At 39.4% G+C, this 17,500-nt stretch carries 16 protein-coding genes, 1 tRNA gene, 2 rRNA genes, 1 other RNA gene and 1 other annotated feature (1 of these 21 cut by a window edge); of the genes, 16 read left to right on the top strand and 4 right to left on the bottom strand.

The genetic code is table 11. The annotated features are described in order from the left end of the window. Positions 1-9: 9 nt before the first annotated feature. Positions 10-2,931: ribosomal RNA gene (locus ACYFX0_RS30290) — 23S ribosomal RNA — on the top strand. Between the two features lie 48 nt (positions 2,932-2,979). Next, positions 2,980-3,095, top strand: a 5S ribosomal RNA gene (gene rrf / locus ACYFX0_RS30295). A 34-nt stretch (positions 3,096-3,129) separates the two neighbouring features. Here rrf and ACYFX0_RS30300 read toward each other — a convergent pair. Further along, positions 3,130-4,131 carry a YaaC family protein gene (locus ACYFX0_RS30300; RefSeq protein ID WP_000554297.1) on the bottom strand — a complete coding sequence of 334 codons (1,002 nt, stop codon included), beginning with the start codon at positions 4,129-4,131 and terminating at the stop codon, positions 3,130-3,132. Positions 4,132-4,246: 115 nt separating this feature from the next. Here ACYFX0_RS30300 and guaB point away from each other — a divergent pair, with 115 nt between their 5' ends. From guaB to ACYFX0_RS30335, 7 genes are all read left to right on the top strand, one after another. Beyond that, on the top strand, positions 4,247-5,710 hold the full coding sequence (guaB, locus tag ACYFX0_RS30305; RefSeq protein ID WP_000264089.1) for an IMP dehydrogenase: 1,464 nt from the start codon (positions 4,247-4,249) through the stop codon (positions 5,708-5,710). A 113-nt stretch (positions 5,711-5,823) separates the two neighbouring features. After that, positions 5,824-7,131 (top strand): D-alanyl-D-alanine carboxypeptidase DacA, encoded by a 1,308-nt coding sequence (dacA, locus tag ACYFX0_RS30310; protein ID WP_130055239.1) that lies wholly within the window; start codon positions 5,824-5,826, stop codon positions 7,129-7,131. A gap of 161 nt (positions 7,132-7,292) precedes the next feature. Further along, on the top strand, positions 7,293-8,180 hold the full coding sequence (pdxS, locus tag ACYFX0_RS30315) for a pyridoxal 5'-phosphate synthase lyase subunit PdxS (protein WP_000186158.1): 888 nt from the start codon (positions 7,293-7,295) through the stop codon (positions 8,178-8,180). 18 nt (positions 8,181-8,198) lie between these two features. Continuing rightward, positions 8,199-8,789 (top strand): pyridoxal 5'-phosphate synthase glutaminase subunit PdxT, encoded by a 591-nt coding sequence (pdxT, locus tag ACYFX0_RS30320; protein ID WP_000238785.1) that lies wholly within the window; start codon positions 8,199-8,201, stop codon positions 8,787-8,789. Positions 8,790-8,843: 54 nt separating this feature from the next. Next, positions 8,844-9,065, top strand: a binding site (T-box leader). Positions 9,066-9,116: 51 nt separating this feature from the next. Next, positions 9,117-10,391 carry a serine--tRNA ligase gene (gene serS / locus ACYFX0_RS30325; protein ID WP_000884174.1) on the top strand — a complete coding sequence of 425 codons (1,275 nt, stop codon included), beginning with the start codon at positions 9,117-9,119 and terminating at the stop codon, positions 10,389-10,391. A gap of 154 nt (positions 10,392-10,545) precedes the next feature. After that, positions 10,546-10,638: transfer RNA gene (locus ACYFX0_RS30330), tRNA-Ser, on the top strand. 166 nt (positions 10,639-10,804) lie between these two features. Continuing rightward, on the top strand, positions 10,805-11,197 hold the full coding sequence (locus tag ACYFX0_RS30335; RefSeq protein ID WP_000364195.1) for a DUF3797 domain-containing protein: 393 nt from the start codon (positions 10,805-10,807) through the stop codon (positions 11,195-11,197). A 35-nt stretch (positions 11,198-11,232) separates the two neighbouring features. Here the strand turns inward: ACYFX0_RS30335 and ACYFX0_RS30340 are convergent, their stop codons facing one another. The 3 genes from ACYFX0_RS30340 to ACYFX0_RS30350 all read right to left on the bottom strand — a co-directional run bounded on the left by ACYFX0_RS30340 (position 11,233) and on the right by ACYFX0_RS30350 (position 13,204). Beyond that, the gene (locus ACYFX0_RS30340; protein ID WP_001053585.1) at positions 11,233-11,901 is read right to left on the bottom strand and encodes a deoxynucleoside kinase; all 669 of its coding nucleotides are present in this window, start codon (positions 11,899-11,901) and stop codon (positions 11,233-11,235) included. Between the two features lie 2 nt (positions 11,902-11,903). Further along, complete coding sequence (locus tag ACYFX0_RS30345) at positions 11,904-12,539, bottom strand: deoxynucleoside kinase (protein ID WP_000148222.1); 636 nt, start codon at positions 12,537-12,539, stop codon at positions 11,904-11,906. 125 nt (positions 12,540-12,664) lie between these two features. Continuing rightward, on the bottom strand, positions 12,665-13,204 hold the full coding sequence (locus ACYFX0_RS30350; RefSeq protein ID WP_000798738.1) for a cysteine hydrolase family protein: 540 nt from the start codon (positions 13,202-13,204) through the stop codon (positions 12,665-12,667). A 107-nt stretch (positions 13,205-13,311) separates the two neighbouring features. On the opposite strand from ACYFX0_RS30350, the gene tadA reads away from it, so the two are divergent. The 7 genes from tadA to ACYFX0_RS30385 all read left to right on the top strand — a co-directional run. Beyond that, the gene (tadA, locus tag ACYFX0_RS30355; RefSeq protein ID WP_106082593.1) at positions 13,312-13,812 is read left to right on the top strand and encodes a tRNA adenosine(34) deaminase TadA; all 501 of its coding nucleotides are present in this window, start codon (positions 13,312-13,314) and stop codon (positions 13,810-13,812) included. 79 nt (positions 13,813-13,891) lie between these two features. Next, an RNA gene (ffs, locus tag ACYFX0_RS30360) (signal recognition particle sRNA large type) lies at positions 13,892-14,156 on the top strand. Positions 14,157-14,288: 132 nt separating this feature from the next. Continuing rightward, positions 14,289-15,977: a DNA polymerase III subunit gamma/tau gene (dnaX, locus tag ACYFX0_RS30365; protein WP_000121560.1), complete on the top strand. Its 1,689-nt coding sequence runs from the start codon at positions 14,289-14,291 to the stop codon at positions 15,975-15,977. A gap of 25 nt (positions 15,978-16,002) precedes the next feature. After that, on the top strand, positions 16,003-16,329 hold the full coding sequence (locus ACYFX0_RS30370) for a YbaB/EbfC family nucleoid-associated protein (protein WP_014894853.1): 327 nt from the start codon (positions 16,003-16,005) through the stop codon (positions 16,327-16,329). A 14-nt stretch (positions 16,330-16,343) separates the two neighbouring features. After that, positions 16,344-16,940 carry a recombination protein RecR gene (gene recR, locus ACYFX0_RS30375; RefSeq protein ID WP_000559169.1) on the top strand — a complete coding sequence of 199 codons (597 nt, stop codon included), beginning with the start codon at positions 16,344-16,346 and terminating at the stop codon, positions 16,938-16,940. Positions 16,941-16,954: 14 nt separating this feature from the next. Then, positions 16,955-17,176: a YaaL family protein gene (locus ACYFX0_RS30380; RefSeq protein WP_000466019.1), complete on the top strand. Its 222-nt coding sequence runs from the start codon at positions 16,955-16,957 to the stop codon at positions 17,174-17,176. A gap of 161 nt (positions 17,177-17,337) precedes the next feature. After that, a protein-coding gene (locus tag ACYFX0_RS30385) for a pro-sigmaK processing inhibitor BofA family protein (RefSeq protein ID WP_001089273.1) crosses the window boundary here: on the top strand, positions 17,338-17,500 show its 5' portion. 107 nt of this gene lie beyond the right edge of the window; only the first 163 of its 270 coding nucleotides appear in the window; the start codon lies at positions 17,338-17,340; its stop codon lies beyond the right edge, outside the window.

Genomic DNA, 17,500 nt, shown 5'->3' on the forward strand with positions numbered 1-17,500 from the left:
TTTTAGTTTGGTTAAGTTAGAAAGGGCGCACGGTGGATGCCTTGACACTAGGAGTCGATGAAGGACGGGACTAACGCCGATATGCTTCGGGGAGCTGTAAGTAAGCTTTGATCCGAAGATTTCCGAATGGGGAAACCCACTATACGTAATGGTATGGTATCCTTACCTGAATACATAGGGTATGGAAGACAGACCCAGGGAACTGAAACATCTAAGTACCTGGAGGAAGAGAAAGCAAATGCGATTTCCTGAGTAGCGGCGAGCGAAACGGAACATAGCCCAAACCAAGAGGCTTGCCTCTTGGGGTTGTAGGACATTCTATACGGAGTTACAAAGGAACGAGGTAGACGAAGCGACCTGGAAAGGTCCGTCGTAGAGGGTAACAACCCCGTAGTCGAAACTTCGTTCTCTCTTGAATGTATCCTGAGTACGGCGGAACACGTGAAATTCCGTCGGAATCTGGGAGGACCATCTCCCAAGGCTAAATACTCCCTAGTGATCGATAGTGAACCAGTACCGTGAGGGAAAGGTGAAAAGCACCCCGGAAGGGGAGTGAAAGAGATCCTGAAACCGTGTGCCTACAAATAGTCAGAGCCCGTTAATGGGTGATGGCGTGCCTTTTGTAGAATGAACCGGCGAGTTACGATCCCGTGCAAGGTTAAGCTGAAGAGGCGGAGCCGCAGCGAAAGCGAGTCTGAATAGGGCGTTTAGTACGTGGTCGTAGACCCGAAACCAGGTGATCTACCCATGTCCAGGGTGAAGTTCAGGTAACACTGAATGGAGGCCCGAACCCACGCACGTTGAAAAGTGCGGGGATGAGGTGTGGGTAGCGGAGAAATTCCAATCGAACCTGGAGATAGCTGGTTCTCCCCGAAATAGCTTTAGGGCTAGCCTTAAGTGTAAGAGTCTTGGAGGTAGAGCACTGATTGAACTAGGGGTCCTCATCGGATTACCGAATTCAGTCAAACTCCGAATGCCAATGACTTATCCTTAGGAGTCAGACTGCGAGTGATAAGATCCGTAGTCAAGAGGGAAACAGCCCAGATCGCCAGCTAAGGTCCCAAAGTGTGTATTAAGTGGAAAAGGATGTGGAGTTGCTTAGACAACTAGGATGTTGGCTTAGAAGCAGCCACCATTTAAAGAGTGCGTAATAGCTCACTAGTCGAGTGACTCTGCGCCGAAAATGTACCGGGGCTAAATACACCACCGAAGCTGCGAATTGATACCAATGGTATCAGTGGTAGGGGAGCGTTCTAAGTGCAGTGAAGTCAGACCGGAAGGACTGGTGGAGCGCTTAGAAGTGAGAATGCCGGTATGAGTAGCGAAAGACGGGTGAGAATCCCGTCCACCGAATGCCTAAGGTTTCCTGAGGAAGGCTCGTCCGCTCAGGGTTAGTCAGGACCTAAGCCGAGGCCGACAGGCGTAGGCGATGGACAACAGGTTGATATTCCTGTACCACCTCTTTATCGTTTGAGCAATGGAGGGACGCAGAAGGATAGAAGAAGCGTGCGATTGGTTGTGCACGTCCAAGCAGTTAGGCTGATAAGTAGGCAAATCCGCTTATCGTAAAGGCTGAGCTGTGATGGGGAAGCTCCTTATGGAGCGAAGTCTTTGATTCCCCGCTGCCAAGAAAAGCTTCTAGCGAGATAAAAGGTGCCTGTACCGCAAACCGACACAGGTAGGCGAGGAGAGAATCCTAAGGTGTGCGAGAGAACTCTGGTTAAGGAACTCGGCAAAATGACCCCGTAACTTCGGGAGAAGGGGTGCTTTCTTAACGGAAAGCCGCAGTGAATAGGCCCAAGCGACTGTTTAGCAAAAACACAGCTCTCTGCGAAGCCGTAAGGCGAAGTATAGGGGGTGACACCTGCCCGGTGCTGGAAGGTTAAGGAGAGGGGTTAGCGTAAGCGAAGCTCTGAACTGAAGCCCCAGTAAACGGCGGCCGTAACTATAACGGTCCTAAGGTAGCGAAATTCCTTGTCGGGTAAGTTCCGACCCGCACGAAAGGTGTAACGATTTGGGCACTGTCTCAACCAGAGACTCGGTGAAATTATAGTACCTGTGAAGATGCAGGTTACCCGCGACAGGACGGAAAGACCCCGTGGAGCTTTACTGTAGCCTGATATTGAATTTTGGTACAGTTTGTACAGGATAGGCGGGAGCCATTGAAACCGGAGCGCTAGCTTCGGTGGAGGCGCTGGTGGGATACCGCCCTGACTGTATTGAAATTCTAACCTACGGGTCTTATCGACCCGGGAGACAGTGTCAGGTGGGCAGTTTGACTGGGGCGGTCGCCTCCTAAAGTGTAACGGAGGCGCCCAAAGGTTCCCTCAGAATGGTTGGAAATCATTCGTAGAGTGCAAAGGCATAAGGGAGCTTGACTGCGAGACCTACAAGTCGAGCAGGGACGAAAGTCGGGCTTAGTGATCCGGTGGTTCCGCATGGAAGGGCCATCGCTCAACGGATAAAAGCTACCCCGGGGATAACAGGCTTATCTCCCCCAAGAGTCCACATCGACGGGGAGGTTTGGCACCTCGATGTCGGCTCATCGCATCCTGGGGCTGTAGTCGGTCCCAAGGGTTGGGCTGTTCGCCCATTAAAGCGGTACGCGAGCTGGGTTCAGAACGTCGTGAGACAGTTCGGTCCCTATCCGTCGTGGGCGTAGGAAATTTGAGAGGAGCTGTCCTTAGTACGAGAGGACCGGGATGGACGCACCGCTGGTGTACCAGTTGTTCTGCCAAGGGCATAGCTGGGTAGCTATGTGCGGAAGGGATAAGTGCTGAAAGCATCTAAGCATGAAGCCCCCCTCAAGATGAGATTTCCCATAGCGTAAGCTAGTAAGATCCCTGAAAGATGATCAGGTTGATAGGTTCGAGGTGGAAGCATGGTGACATGTGGAGCTGACGAATACTAATAGATCGAGGACTTAACCATATAATATGTAGCAATGTTATCTAGTTTTGAAGGAATATGCCTTCATAGTTTGGTGATGATGGCAGAGAGGTCACACCCGTTCCCATACCGAACACGGAAGTTAAGCTCTCTAGCGCCGATGGTAGTTGGGACCTTGTCCCTGTGAGAGTAGGACGTCGCCAAGCAACTAAAAACACAAGTCTTTTGACTTGTGTTTTTTTATTTCCCATGAAATAGGTTAGGTTCTGTTAGTAAAAATGATGAAATATAGTAAGGGATTTTTTGAGCAGAAATATTAAGAAATTGATAAATAAATGGATAATCTTCAGAGCCATAGCTTCCAAGTAAGTCATACCACCAATCTGTTTCATACCTAGAAATCATGCTTAAATTATAGAGCAATAAATAATGAACAAGGAGTTCAGGTAATACTGGCTTAGGATTTCTAGGATCAGTCGTAAGTGGTAAATAATAAGTATTAGTAAGATGTTCATAGTATAAAGGAGTACTGTACATAGGATTCCATGATTGAATGGGCGCCGTAAAAAGTAAATTCGATTCATTAGTTTTCTCAGGTACGTGTCGCATTGATAAATGCTTACAAGATGTTTCAATGTAGCGAGAAAATCTCTCTTTAGTCATATGTAATCGATCTAGTAGGTTGACTGAAAAGGAGAGCTCATTTTTAATTGTTGAATCGATTTTATATAAAGTTGATCCTTTTTGACTATAGCGAAACAAATTTTGTAATTCTGGAATATTTCCCATTAGTTCTAGCATGTTAAATTTTTCTGCTTCTAAGTGTTTCATGTGAAACAGTTGTTCTGCAACATGAGTAAACAATCCGTTTTTTTGTATCTTCACCTCATCTTCTAAAAATTGATACCCTTGTTTTTTTCGTTTGCGAGTTGTAACGCCATGAGCTAAAACAGTAGTGGATTCAGGATAGTTAGGATCAATGGTTAGTAGACATGCTTTAAAAAGTTGACTAATTCCATAAAATAACAACATTGGTTGAATAGAAAATGGAGCTTTCTTATATAATTCATAATAATTTTTCCCGTGTTCTAGGTAATAAATAAAGGGATAACAATTTTCAAAACTTTTTTTTTCGGCATCCTGAATAGAGGATTTTTCATAACAACGGGCAAGATAACGTTGTACGTTTTGAGATGAAAAAAAGAAACTTAACTGCTGCCAAGTATAAGATGTTTGATGCATATATTACGCTCCTTTTATTGTCTAAAAATTCTAACATATATATACGTCCTTGACAGTATTTTAACCAATTGATAAGCTACTAATAATAATTTCTGGTATCATAGGGGGAACAATTATGTGGGAATCTAAATTTGTTAAAGAAGGTTTGACTTTTGATGATGTATTACTTGTACCAGCTAGGTCAGATATATTACCAAGAGAAGTAAGTGTTAAAACAGTTTTATCTGAAAGCTTACAGCTAAACATCCCGTTAATTAGTGCAGGAATGGATACAGTAACAGAAGCTGACATGGCTATTGCAATGGCTCGCCAAGGTGGTTTAGGAATTATTCATAAGAATATGTCTATTGAGCAACAAGCAGAGCAAGTTGATAAAGTAAAGCGCTCTGAAAGCGGCGTTATTTCAGATCCTTTCTTCTTAACTCCAGAACATCAAGTATATGATGCAGAACATCTTATGGGAAAATATCGTATCTCAGGTGTACCGGTTGTAAATAATTTAGATGAGCGAAAATTAGTTGGTATTATTACAAACCGTGATATGCGTTTCATCCAAGACTACTCAATCAAAATTTCTGACGTAATGACAAAAGAACAGTTAATTACAGCTCCAGTTGGTACTACACTGGAAGAAGCTGAAAAGATCCTACAAAAGTATAAAATTGAAAAACTCCCTCTTGTTGATAATAACGGTGTATTACAAGGGCTTATTACAATAAAAGATATTGAAAAAGTAATTGAATTTCCAAACTCTGCTAAGGATAAGCAAGGACGCTTATTAGTTGGAGCAGCAGTTGGTGTAACAGCTGATGCTATGCTTCGTATAGATGCATTAGTAAAAGCTAGTGTAGATGCAATTGTACTTGATACAGCCCATGGGCATTCTAAAGGTGTTATTGATAAGGTAAAAGAAGTTCGTGCTAAATATCCATCATTAAATATCATCGCTGGAAATGTTGCTACAGCTGAAGCAACGAAAGCATTAATTGAAGCTGGTGCAAACGTAGTTAAAGTTGGTATTGGACCAGGTTCTATTTGTACAACACGCGTTGTAGCTGGTGTTGGTGTACCACAATTAACAGCAGTTTATGATTGTGCAACCGAAGCTCGTAAACACGGTATTCCAGTTATCGCTGATGGCGGTGTTAAGTACTCTGGTGATATGGTGAAAGCTTTAGCAGCAGGAGCACATGTTGTTATGCTAGGTAGTATGTTTGCTGGTGTTGCCGAAAGTCCTGGAGAAACTGAAATTTACCAAGGTCGTCAATTTAAAGTGTATCGTGGTATGGGTTCTGTCGGTGCGATGGAAAAAGGAAGTAAAGATCGTTACTTCCAAGAAGGAAATAAAAAACTTGTCCCAGAAGGTATCGAAGGACGAGTGCCATATAAAGGACCTTTAGCAGATACAGTTCACCAATTAGTTGGTGGCTTACGTGCGGGTATGGGATATTGCGGGGCACAGGATTTAGAATTCTTACGCGAGAATGCACAATTCATTCGTATGTCAGGTGCTGGCTTACGTGAAAGCCATCCTCATCACGTACAAATTACAAAAGAGGCTCCAAACTACTCATTATAATGTCTTATATACAAATAGACAGAGATTTGATATCTCTGTCTATTTTTTTTTGATTATGTTAGAATAACGGTTATGTGAGTACATAGATATTGGGGGTAACAAAAGTGAAAGGTATGTTTTGCAAAAGATTCATTGCTTTGGTAACAGTGATTACACTAGCTTGTAGCATTTTTATGCCATATAGCAATGCATCAGCTGAAACAGGAGCCGCTTTAAACATTGAAGCAGGTGCGGCAATTTTAGTAGAAGCGAATTCTGGGAAAATTGTATATCAAAAGAATGCAGATGAATTATTATCCATTGCTAGTATGACAAAGATGATGAGTGAATATTTAGTTCATGAAGCAGTGGATAAAGGAAAACTTAAGTGGGACCAGAAAATTAAGGTTTCTGAATATGCATATAAGGTTTCACAAGATGCTTCATTATCAAATGTTGCGTTAGAAAATGGTGGCTCTTATACAGTAAAAGAGTTATATGAGGCAATGGCAATCTTTTCTGCAAATGGTGCAACAATTGCATTAGCAGAAGCAATTGCAGGTAAAGAAGTAGATTTCGTAAAAATGATGAATGATAAATCGAAAGAACTAGGATTGAAAAATTATAAATTTGTCAATTCTACAGGTTTAACGAATAAAGATTTAAAGGGAATGCATCCTGAAGGAACAACAGCGGATGAAGAAAATAAAATGTCTGCAAAGGATGTTGCAACTTTAGCACAACATTTAATTAAAGATTATCCAAAAGTGTTAGATACAGCAAAAATTCCTAAAAAAGAATTCCGTCCAGAAAAAGAGAAGTTTGCAATGTCAAACTGGAACTGGATGTTAAAGGGCTTAGTTAAAGAATATGATGGCGTAGATGGTCTGAAAACAGGCTCAACTCCAGAAGCAGGAGATTGCTTCACTGGTACGGTTGAAAGAAACGGTATGCGTTTTATTTCTGTAGTTATTAAAACAAGTTCTCATACAGCACGTTTTGATGAAACAAAGAAGCTATATGATTATGGATTTGCTAACTTTGAAGTGAAACAAATGTATAAAAAAGGTTCTTTAGTAAAAGGACAAGAAACAGTAAGAGTAGAAAATGCGAAAGATAAAGATGTAGCAGTTCAAACGAAACAAGCTATTTCACTTCCAGTGCCAAAAGGAAGTAAAGATGTTTATAAAACAGAATTAAAAGAATCAAGTAAGGGACAAGAAGCACCTATTAAAAAGGGAGCTGCGCTTGGTCAAATGGTAATTACGCCAAAAGATACAAACGACCCTGGATTTTTAACTGGTAAGTCGTTGCAAGTGGATCTTGTAACAACATCTGAAGTAGAAGAAGCAAACTGGTTTACTCGTGCTATGCGCGGAATTGGTTCATTCTTTAGTGGTATGTGGAATAGTGCTGTTGATACAGTAAAAGGTTGGTTTTAAAAGCTCCTCATGGTAGGGGCTTTTTTTTTATTCCTATTTTTCATACCGACTTTATGAAAAAGTAGTAGACAAGCATCTGATAGTTAGTGGTAGAATGTAAGAGTATTCTTAATTTTCGCCTTTAACGGGGGAAAGCAATTCACCTAGGGGGGTTTTTGTACATGACAAATGTAACAGGGACAGAGCGTGTAAAACGTGGAATGGCAGAAATGCAAAAAGGCGGCGTTATTATGGACGTAATTAACGCTGAACAAGCAAAAATTGCAGAAGAGGCAGGCGCAGTTGCCGTTATGGCATTAGAGCGTGTACCAGCAGACATTCGTGCAGCAGGTGGCGTTTCTCGTATGGCAGACCCAACAATCGTTGAAGAAGTTATGGGTGCAGTGTCAATTCCGGTTATGGCAAAATGCCGTATCGGTCACCTTGTAGAAGCACGTGTATTAGAATCATTAGGGGTAGACTATATCGATGAGAGTGAAGTATTAACTCCTGCTGATGAAGTATACCATTTAAATAAACGTGATTACACAGTTCCATTTGTATGTGGTTGCCGTGATATCGGAGAAGCTGCACGTCGTATTGCAGAAGGTGCATCTATGCTTCGTACAAAAGGTGAACCAGGAACAGGAAACATTGTAGAGGCAGTGCGTCATATGCGCCAAGTCAATGCAGAAATCCGTCAAGTTGCGAGTCTACGTGAAGATGAGTTAATGACATATGCAAAAAATACTGGTGCTCCTTACGAAGTATTACTTGAAATTAAACGTCTTGGTCGCTTACCAGTTGTAAACTTTGCGGCAGGTGGTGTAGCAACACCAGCAGATGCTGCATTAATGATGCAACTTGGTGCTGATGGGGTATTTGTTGGATCTGGTATCTTCAAATCAGAAAACCCAGAGAGATTTGCACGTGCAATCGTTGAAGCAACGACTCATTATGAAGATTACGAACTAATTGCAAGCCTTTCTAAAGGGTTAGGTAATGCAATGAAAGGTATCGAAATTTCAACGTTATTACCAGAACAACGCATGCAAGAGCGTGGATGGTAATTAAAGGAGAACTTTAAAATGGTGAAAATCGGTGTACTAGGTCTTCAAGGTGCAGTTCGTGAACATGTAAAATCAGTTGAAGCAAGTGGTGCCGAAGCTGTTGTTGTAAAGCGTATAGAGCAACTTGAAGAGATTGATGGTCTTATTTTACCAGGCGGTGAAAGTACAACAATGCGCCGTCTTATTGATAAGTATGCTTTCATGGAACCACTTCGCACATTTGCAAAGTCTGGTAAACCAATGTTTGGTACATGTGCAGGGATGATTCTTCTTGCGAAAACACTTATTGGCTATGAAGAAGCACATATTGGTGCTATGGATATTACAGTTGAGCGCAATGCGTTCGGACGCCAAAAGGATAGTTTTGAAGCTGCGCTTTCAATTGAAGGCGTGGGTGAAGACTTCGTTGGTGTATTTATCCGTGCGCCGTATGTTGTAGAAGTAGCTGATAATGTTGAAGTGCTTTCTAAGCATGGTGACCGAATGGTAGCGGTAAGACAAGATCAGTTTTTAGCTGCTTCATTCCATCCGGAATTAACAGATGATCATCGTGTCACAGCATACTTTGTTGAAATGGTAAAAGAAGCGAAAATGAAAAAAGTTGTATAAGTAACTTGCAACTTGTATAAGATTATAGTAAATTGATGGTAACAATTTTATAAAATAAGCGTGTTGATAGGAAATAGTAACAAATGTTGTTTCTTATAGAGAGTCGATGGTTGGTGGAAATCGATAGAAACAGTTTGTGAATCCATCCTGGAATGGAATGTGGAACATCTTTTGGATTAGTAAGCATTCCCGGTGAAGAGCCGTTATTTCTACTTGAGAGGAAAGCGGTAATGCTTTCAACTAGGGTGGCAACGCGGGTTAACTCCCGTCCCTTTATATAGGGACGGGAGTTTTTTGTGTTTTATAAAATAAAAGGAGGAGTATATAATGCTTGATATTAAATTTTTACGTACAAACTTTGAAGAAGTAAAAGCGAAATTACAGCATAGAGGTGAAGATCTAACTGATTTCGGACGTTTTGAAGAACTTGATACGAGAAGAAGAGAACTACTTGTTCAGACAGAAGAATTAAAAAGTAAACGTAATGAAGTGTCTCAACAAATCTCTGTATTAAAGCGCGAAAAGAAAGATGCAGAAGCTCTAATTTTAGAAATGCGTGAGGTTGGAGAAAAAGTAAAGGATTTTGATAACGAACTTCGCACAGTTGAAGAAGACTTAGAAAGATTAATGTTATCTATTCCAAATATCCCTCATGAGTCTGCTCCAGTCGGTGAAACAGAGGATGATAATGTAGTAGCGCGTACTTGGGGAGAAGTGAAAGAATTTACTTTTGAACCAAAACCACATTGGGATCTTGCTACTGATTTAGGAATTTTAGATTTTGAACGCGCTGGGAAAGTAACAGGAAGCCGCTTCGTATTTTACAAAGGTGCTGGTGCAAGATTAGAGCGTGCTTTAATTAGCTTTATGCTTGATCTTCATACTGATGAGCATGGATATGAAGAAGTATTACCTCCATATATGGTAAACCGTGCAAGTATGACAGGAACAGGACAACTTCCAAAGTTTGAAGAAGATGCATTCCGTATTGAAAGTGAAGATTATTTCTTAATTCCAACAGCTGAAGTACCTGTAACGAATATGCATCGTGATGAGATTTTAAATAAAGAGCAATTGCCTATAAGATATGCTGCATTTAGCTCTTGCTTCCGCTCTGAAGCAGGTTCAGCTGGTCGCGATACACGTGGTTTAATTCGCCAGCATCAGTTCAATAAAGTAGAGCTTGTGAAGTTCGTAAAACCAGAAGATTCTTATGAAGAGTTAGAAAAATTAACAAATGATGCAGAACGCGTGTTACAATTATTAGAGTTGCCATATCGCGTTATGAGCATGTGCACAGGCGATTTAGGATTTACAGCAGCGAAGAAATACGATATTGAAGTATGGATTCCAAGCTATGGCACATATCGTGAAATTTCTTCTTGTAGTAATTTTGAAGCTTTTCAAGCGAGACGTGCAAATATCCGTTTCCGCCGTGAGCCAAATGGAAAACCAGAACATGTCCATACATTAAATGGATCTGGTCTTGCAATTGGACGTACGGTTGCAGCTATTTTAGAAAACTACCAACAAGAAGATGGTACAATTATAATTCCAGAAGTTCTTCGCCCTTATATGGGAGGAAAAACAGTTATTAAGTAAATTTAAACATTCATCGGTATGAGTGATTGGTAATTATGAGCGTTGTCAGTACTGTAATGTAGGAAGGGGAAAGTAAAATTTTCCTTTCCTCATAATTTATTTTAGTAGGGTTGACTAACTGTTTTTCTTTTGATATTATATTTGATGTCAATATGGAGGTATACCCAAGTCTGGCTGAAGGGATCGGTCTTGAAAACCGACAGGCGGCGAGAGTCGCGCGGGGGTTCGAATCCCTCTACCTCCTCCAGATATAATTGACAACAGCGCATATAAGTGGAGATTGGAGAACTCGTTACCAACACGTAACGAGTTTTTATTTTAAAACCAATCATAAAGTATGGTGTAAGGTAATTTTGTCCTTATTACACACTCATATTCCGATGATTATCTTCATAGATATGAAAGGAGTCAACATGGATCTTATTATACAAACGTTTCCTTTAGATGGAAAAACTTTATATTATGTACAATGTCCTGTCTGTAAGAACAATAGAATTTTAAACAGTGGTGCAAATGTGTCACGCATTATAAGCGATGATACATTCCGTAAACTTTGTGGTTGCACTTGTGATGTAAAGCAAGCTGAGACAAAAGTAGAGGCACCAAAAAAGGTTGAAAAACCAGCTGTAAAGAAAGAGGCAGCTCCAAAACGTACAGGTAAAGTATTAACGGCAGTAATTAACGGGAAAGAAATGACTGTTAAAGAGATTGCTGAAGCATACGATATTAGTACAAGTACTGTTCGTCAGCGTATTAACGCAGGAAAACCTGAGAGTGAAATTATTGCTCCAACAAAGAAGAAGTAATTTAATAGGAAAACCCGTGCATATGCACGGGTTTTTTATTTTACAAGTTTACGTGTTTGTTTTAAAAAATGGCCAATTTTTTTAATGATTGGTTCGATTGAATCACCATCTTTTAAAATATCGTACTCATTAATATTTAAGCGTAATACAGGGCATGAATTAAAGTTGTTAATCCAGTTTTCATAACGTCCATGCATTTCTTTCCAGTACTCAATTGGTGTTTGCTGTTCCATTGGGCGCCCACGTTCTTGAATGCGATCGACAATATCATCGAAAGAACCTTCTAAGTAAATTAATAAGTCTGGATGAGGGAAGTAAGGAGTCATGACCATAGCGTCAAATAAACCTTTGTATGTTTCATAATCAGTTTCCGTCATTGTACCTTTTTCATGATGCATCTTTGCGAAAATTCCAGTGTCTTCGTAAATGGAACGATCTTGAACAAAACCGCCACCATATTCAAAAATTCTTTTTTGTTCCTTAAATCGTTCTGCTAAAAAGTACACTTGTAGGTGGAAGCTCCAGCGAGTGAAGTCCGCATAGAATTTGTCCAAATATGGATTGGAATCTACTTTTTCAAATGATGTGCGATAACCTAAAGCATTAGCTAATGCAGTTGTCATAGTTGATTTACCCACACCTACCGTTCCGGCGATAGTGATTACTGCATCATTGGGTATATCATATTTTTGCCTTAAATTCATTATTATTTCGACTCCTTTAAGAGAGTATTTTGAAGGGCAGATAGGATGACGTTTAAATCATCAGGATTTTTTACAAAATCCATATCGTCTCCATTAAATTTCAATACTGGTATCTCCGGATGATCTTTTCTAAAAGTATCCATTGCTGTTTCATAATCTTTTGTGAGCTGTAGTAAGTAATTTGGATCCATGTTTTTTTCAAATTCTCTTCCGCGCAAGGTGATTCGTTTTTGCAATGTTTCTAGGCTAGCTGTTAAATAAACAATGACATTTGGCACAGGCATATCTTGTGTAAGGATACGATAAATTTGCATGTACTTGTCATATTGAGAGTCTTTTAATGTGCGGGATGCAAAAATTAAATTTTTAAAGATATGGTAATCTGCTACTACTGGTTTCCTTTGATTCAAATACTTTATGTTAATATCTTCTAATTGTTTGTATCTATTACAAAGAAAGAACATCTCTGTTTGAAAACTCCATTCGTCGATGTCTTCATAAAACTTTCCTAAAAAGGGATTTTCATCAACAATCTCTTTTAGTAAGTGGAGTTGCATGTGAGTTGAAATTTCCTTCGCAAGTGAAGTTTTTCCAACACCAATTGGTCCTTCAACCGTGATAAATGGTACTCCGGTCACGCTGTTTCCTCCTTTCAATCAGTGATTTACCGTGACTACTAAAAACACAAAACAGAATTATTGTAGCACAAGAGGGAAGCGAGTGGGTTAATTTGATATAAAAAGTTAGAAAATAGATATATGTATTAATTAAATTTTATTTTGGATGACGATGTTATATTTGCTTTCAATGTAGTTTCCATTATTTTTAAAGCATGTATATTATCTTGGTCGTTGTTAGAGGCGATACAATCCTGTGGTACATACAATTTATAATTTCTCATATGAGCATCATTAGCTGTAAATAGGATGCATATATTCCCGGCAACTCCTGTTAATATTAGATTTTCTATTTTTAAATAACCTAGTAATGAATTTAAAGGTGTTTCATAAAAAGCGGAATAATGTGGTTTAATAAAAATGTAATCATCAGAACTTGGAGCAATCTTATGGATTATATTTTCACTATATTTATTTGTACAATGAGTAATAAGTTGGTCGATATCAGATCTCCAAAGTTGATAATGGTCATTAACGTAAATTATAGGATAGCCGAAGGATTTCATTTTTTTCTTTAATTGTAAAATAGGGTTTGTTATAGTTTCGCATTTTTGAGCTAGAATGGGTCCGTGGGAAAATTGAAAATCATTAATCATATCGATAATGAGCAAGGCGGTATTTTTCATATGTAATCCCTCTCTTTTTCTTTTAGGGTGGATTGAATTTGTAAAAGTTATCCCCTGTGCAGTAAATGGAAATAAGTGTACTTTATTTGTAATGAAAGGACTATGTTATGGAACAAGATCGAGATATTTATTTTATGCAATTAGCGATAGAAGAAGCTAAAAAGGCGGAGGAAATACAGGAAGTACCAATTGGAGCAGTTATAGTGTTAGATGGTGAGGTAATTAGTGTTGCTCATAATTTAAGGGAAACTGAGCAAAGATCAATAGCTCATGCTGAGTTGCTAGCGATAGATGAGGCGTGTAAAAAATTAGGGACATGGCGTTTAGAAGATGCAATATTGTATGTAACATTAGAACCTTGTCCAATGTGTGCGGGTGGAATTGTTTTATCGCGAGTGAAGCGAGTTGTATATGGTGCAAGTGATCCGAAGGGCGGATGTGCAGGGACATTGATGAATCTTTTAACGGATGAACGATTCAATCATCAATGTGAAGTAGTAACTGGTGTACTTGAGGAAGAATGCGGTACGTTGTTAACAAACTTTTTTAGAGAGCTTCGTAAAAAAAGAAAAGCGATAAAAAAATTAGAGAAAAGCAATGGGAACTAACGTATTTGCATTTTATAAAGAAACAAGTTATACTGATAATGCCTTTAATGAAGGCAAACGAATATTGGTTTTAACTTTGCCGTGCTAAGCGGGGAGGTAGCGGTGCCCTATACTCGCAATCCGCTCTAGCGAGGCCGAATCCCCTCTCGAGGTTATGTTGCTGTAAGGTCTGCCTTAAGTAAGTGGTGTTGACGTTTGGGTCCTGCGCAACGGGACCCCGTGAACCTTGTCAGGTCCGGAAGGAAGCAGCAATAAGCGGGTCTTCTCGTGTGCCGCAGGAGTGCCTGAACCGAGCTAACTGCTTGAGTAACGCTTATGGTACGTAATCGACGGAGGGTGCACGGCAGTTATATATGTATACAAAACTCACCTTAATACAAAGGTGAGTTTTTTGTATAGAAAATAACTTTTGGAATCTATAAACAGAATGGGTTATAATAAATGAGATAATAACCTTTGAGGGAGGCCGTATTTTCGTGTCATACCAAGCGTTATACCGAACATGGAGACCGCAAAAGTTCGAAGATGTAGTCGGTCAAAAGCACGTGACAAAAACGTTGCAAAATGCCCTTCTTCAAGAGAAAGTTTCACATGCTTATTTATTTTCTGGTCCGAGGGGAACAGGAAAAACGACAATTGCAAAAGTATTTGCAAAAGCAATTAACTGTGAACATGCTCCGGTAGCTGAACCTTGTAATGAATGTCCTTCTTGTTTAGGAATTACACAAGGATCCATTTCAGATGTATTAGAAATTGATGCGGCTTCAAATAACGGTGTAGATGAAATTCGAGATATTAGAGATAAAGTAAAATATGCTCCAAGTGCTGTAGAATATAAAGTATACATTATTGATGAAGTTCACATGCTTTCTATGGGTGCATTCAATGCGCTTTTAAAAACCTTAGAAGAGCCGCCAGGACATGTTATCTTTATTTTGGCGACAACAGAACCTCATAAGATCCCGCCTACAATTATTTCGCGTTGTCAGCGTTTTGAATTCCGAAAAATATCAGTGAATGATATTGTTGAGAGATTATCAACAGTCGTGACGAATGAAGGTACGCAAGTGGAAGATGAAGCATTACAAATTGTTGCACGTGCTGCTGAAGGTGGTATGCGTGACGCGCTTAGTCTTATTGATCAGGCTATATCTTATAGTGATGAGATTGTTACGACAGAAGATGTATTGGCGGTAACAGGATCTGTTTCTCAGCAATACTTAGGCAATTTAGTAGAATGCATACGTGAAAATGATGTATCAAGAGCATTACAGATCATAGATGAAATGATGAGTAAAGGGAAGGATCCAGTTCGTTTTATGGAGGATTTCATTTACTATTATCGTGATATGCTTTTATATCAAACTTCACCGCAACTAGAACATATGTTGGAACGAGTAATTGTAGATGATCAATTCCGTAAGTTGAGTGAAGAAATGCAACCGGAAGTGATCTATGAGATTATTCATACCCTTAGTAAGGGACAACAGGAAATGAAGTGGACAAATCATCCGCGTATTTTCTTAGAAGTTGTTATGGTGCAGTTGTGTCAACAGTTTATGATGCAAGCAAACGGTACGGATCGTTTGCAAGCAATTATGAACAGGATGCAGCAATTGGAGAAAGAGTTAGAGCAAGTCAAAAAGAACGGTGTGCCAGCTGGTGTACAACAGGAAGTAAGAGAGACACGTGCAACACCAAAACCCGTACGAACAGGAAGTATGAAGATTCCTATCGGGCGTGTAAATGAAGTATTAAAACAAGCGAAGCGTCAAGATTTAGAACAATTAAAAGCTGTATGGGGTGAGTTGTTAGGAAGACTCAAATCATATAACAAAGTAGCGTTTGCTGTTTTACTAGAAAATAGTGAACCAGTGGCAGCTTCAGATGACACTTACGTTTTAGCATTTCAATATGAGATTCACTGTAAGATGGCGAGCGAAAATCGAGAAGCTATGGATACAGTAGAACAAGCTTTATTTGAATTGCTAAGTAAAAGGTTAAATATGATTGCCATTCCAAAAAGTGAATGGGGTAAAATCCGTGAAGACTTTTTACAACGTGAAGGTGGAGAGTCTGAAGAAAGCCCGGAGAAAAAGGAAGACCCTCTTATAGAAGAGGCAGTGAAATTAGTAGGACAAGAACTCATTGAAATAAAAGAGTAATAATAATTAGGAGGAATTAATTATGATGCGTGGCGGAATGGGAAATATGAATAACATGATGAAACAAATGCAAAAGATGCAAAAAGACATGGCGAAAGCACAAGAAGAGCTTGGTGAAAAAACAGTTGAAGGTACAGCTGGCGGCGGAATGATTACAGTTATTGCAAATGGTCACAAGCAAATTCTTGAAGTGAAGATTAAAGAAGAAGTTGTAGATCCAGAAGATATCGAAATGTTACAAGACTTAGTGTTAGCTGCAACAAATGATGCACTTAAAAAGGCCGATGAGCTATCAAACTCTACAATGGGTAAATTTACAAAAGGCTTAAACTTACCAGGTGGAATGTTCTAGGGGGATATTGATACATGCATTATCCAGAGCCAATATCAAAACTAATCGATAGTTTTATGAAGTTGCCAGGTATCGGACCGAAAACAGCGGTTCGATTGGCATTTTTCGTATTAGATATGAAAGAAGATGATGTGTTAGGTTTTGCGAAAGCACTTGTAAATGCGAAGCGAGATTTAGCGTATTGTTCTGTATGTGGACATATTACTGATCGTGATCCTTGTTATATTTGTAATGATTCGCATCGAGATCAATCAGTTGTTTGTGTCGTGCAAGAACCGAAAGATGTAATCGCGATGGAAAAAATGAAAGAGTATCAAGGTGTATATCATGTGTTACGTGGTGCGATTTCTCCTATGGAGGGAATTGGACCGGAAGACATTAATATCCCGCAACTCTTAAAGCGACTACATGATGAAACGGTACAAGAAGTAATATTAGCAACAAACCCTAATATTGAAGGGGAAGCTACAGCGATGTATATCTCCCGCCTCTTAAAACCTACAGGCATTAAAGTAACTCGTATTGCACATGGTCTGCCAGTTGGTGGAGATTTAGAATATGCAGATGAAGTGACACTATCGAAAGCGTTAGAAGGTCGCAGAGAAGTATAAGAGGAGAAACAAAAATGTTCTTTCAAAAAAAGGGTAAATTGCGTAAAGAGTATGATGATAAGTTAATTGTACTTTTGGAAAAAGTGAAGAATGAGTGGTTACGTCAGAAGAGAATGGTTGAACAAAGTGTAGAACCATCTCAAGATGTCATTTGTTCTTTGAAGATAGCAGAGGCGAAATATTTCTTCTTGTTGAAAGAAGCAAAGCGTCGTCCTGTAAAAATGGAACAATGGTAAAGGGTTCTGCTTTCTAAGCAGGCCTTTTTATTTTATTTGTTAAATGCTGAGGTGTTGTTTTATTAGGTTTATATGAAAGAGATGCCGTTTATGATAACTGTTCTTTTTTATTGTCTTGTCCCATACAAATAGATGTATAGGTCATTCATAAGGAGGAAAAGATGAATTCTACAATTATTATTGTTGGCATTCTTACTTTAGTGTTTATTTTTCTTGTTTTTGGTGTTGCCTCTAAGCCATTGCGTTTTATAGGTAAGGTGATTTTTCATGTTACTTTAGGCATAGCGTTGCTTTTTATCGTAAATGTTGTAGGGACATATTTTG

It is taken from the genome of Bacillus sp. NEAU-Y102 (assembly GCF_054788175.1).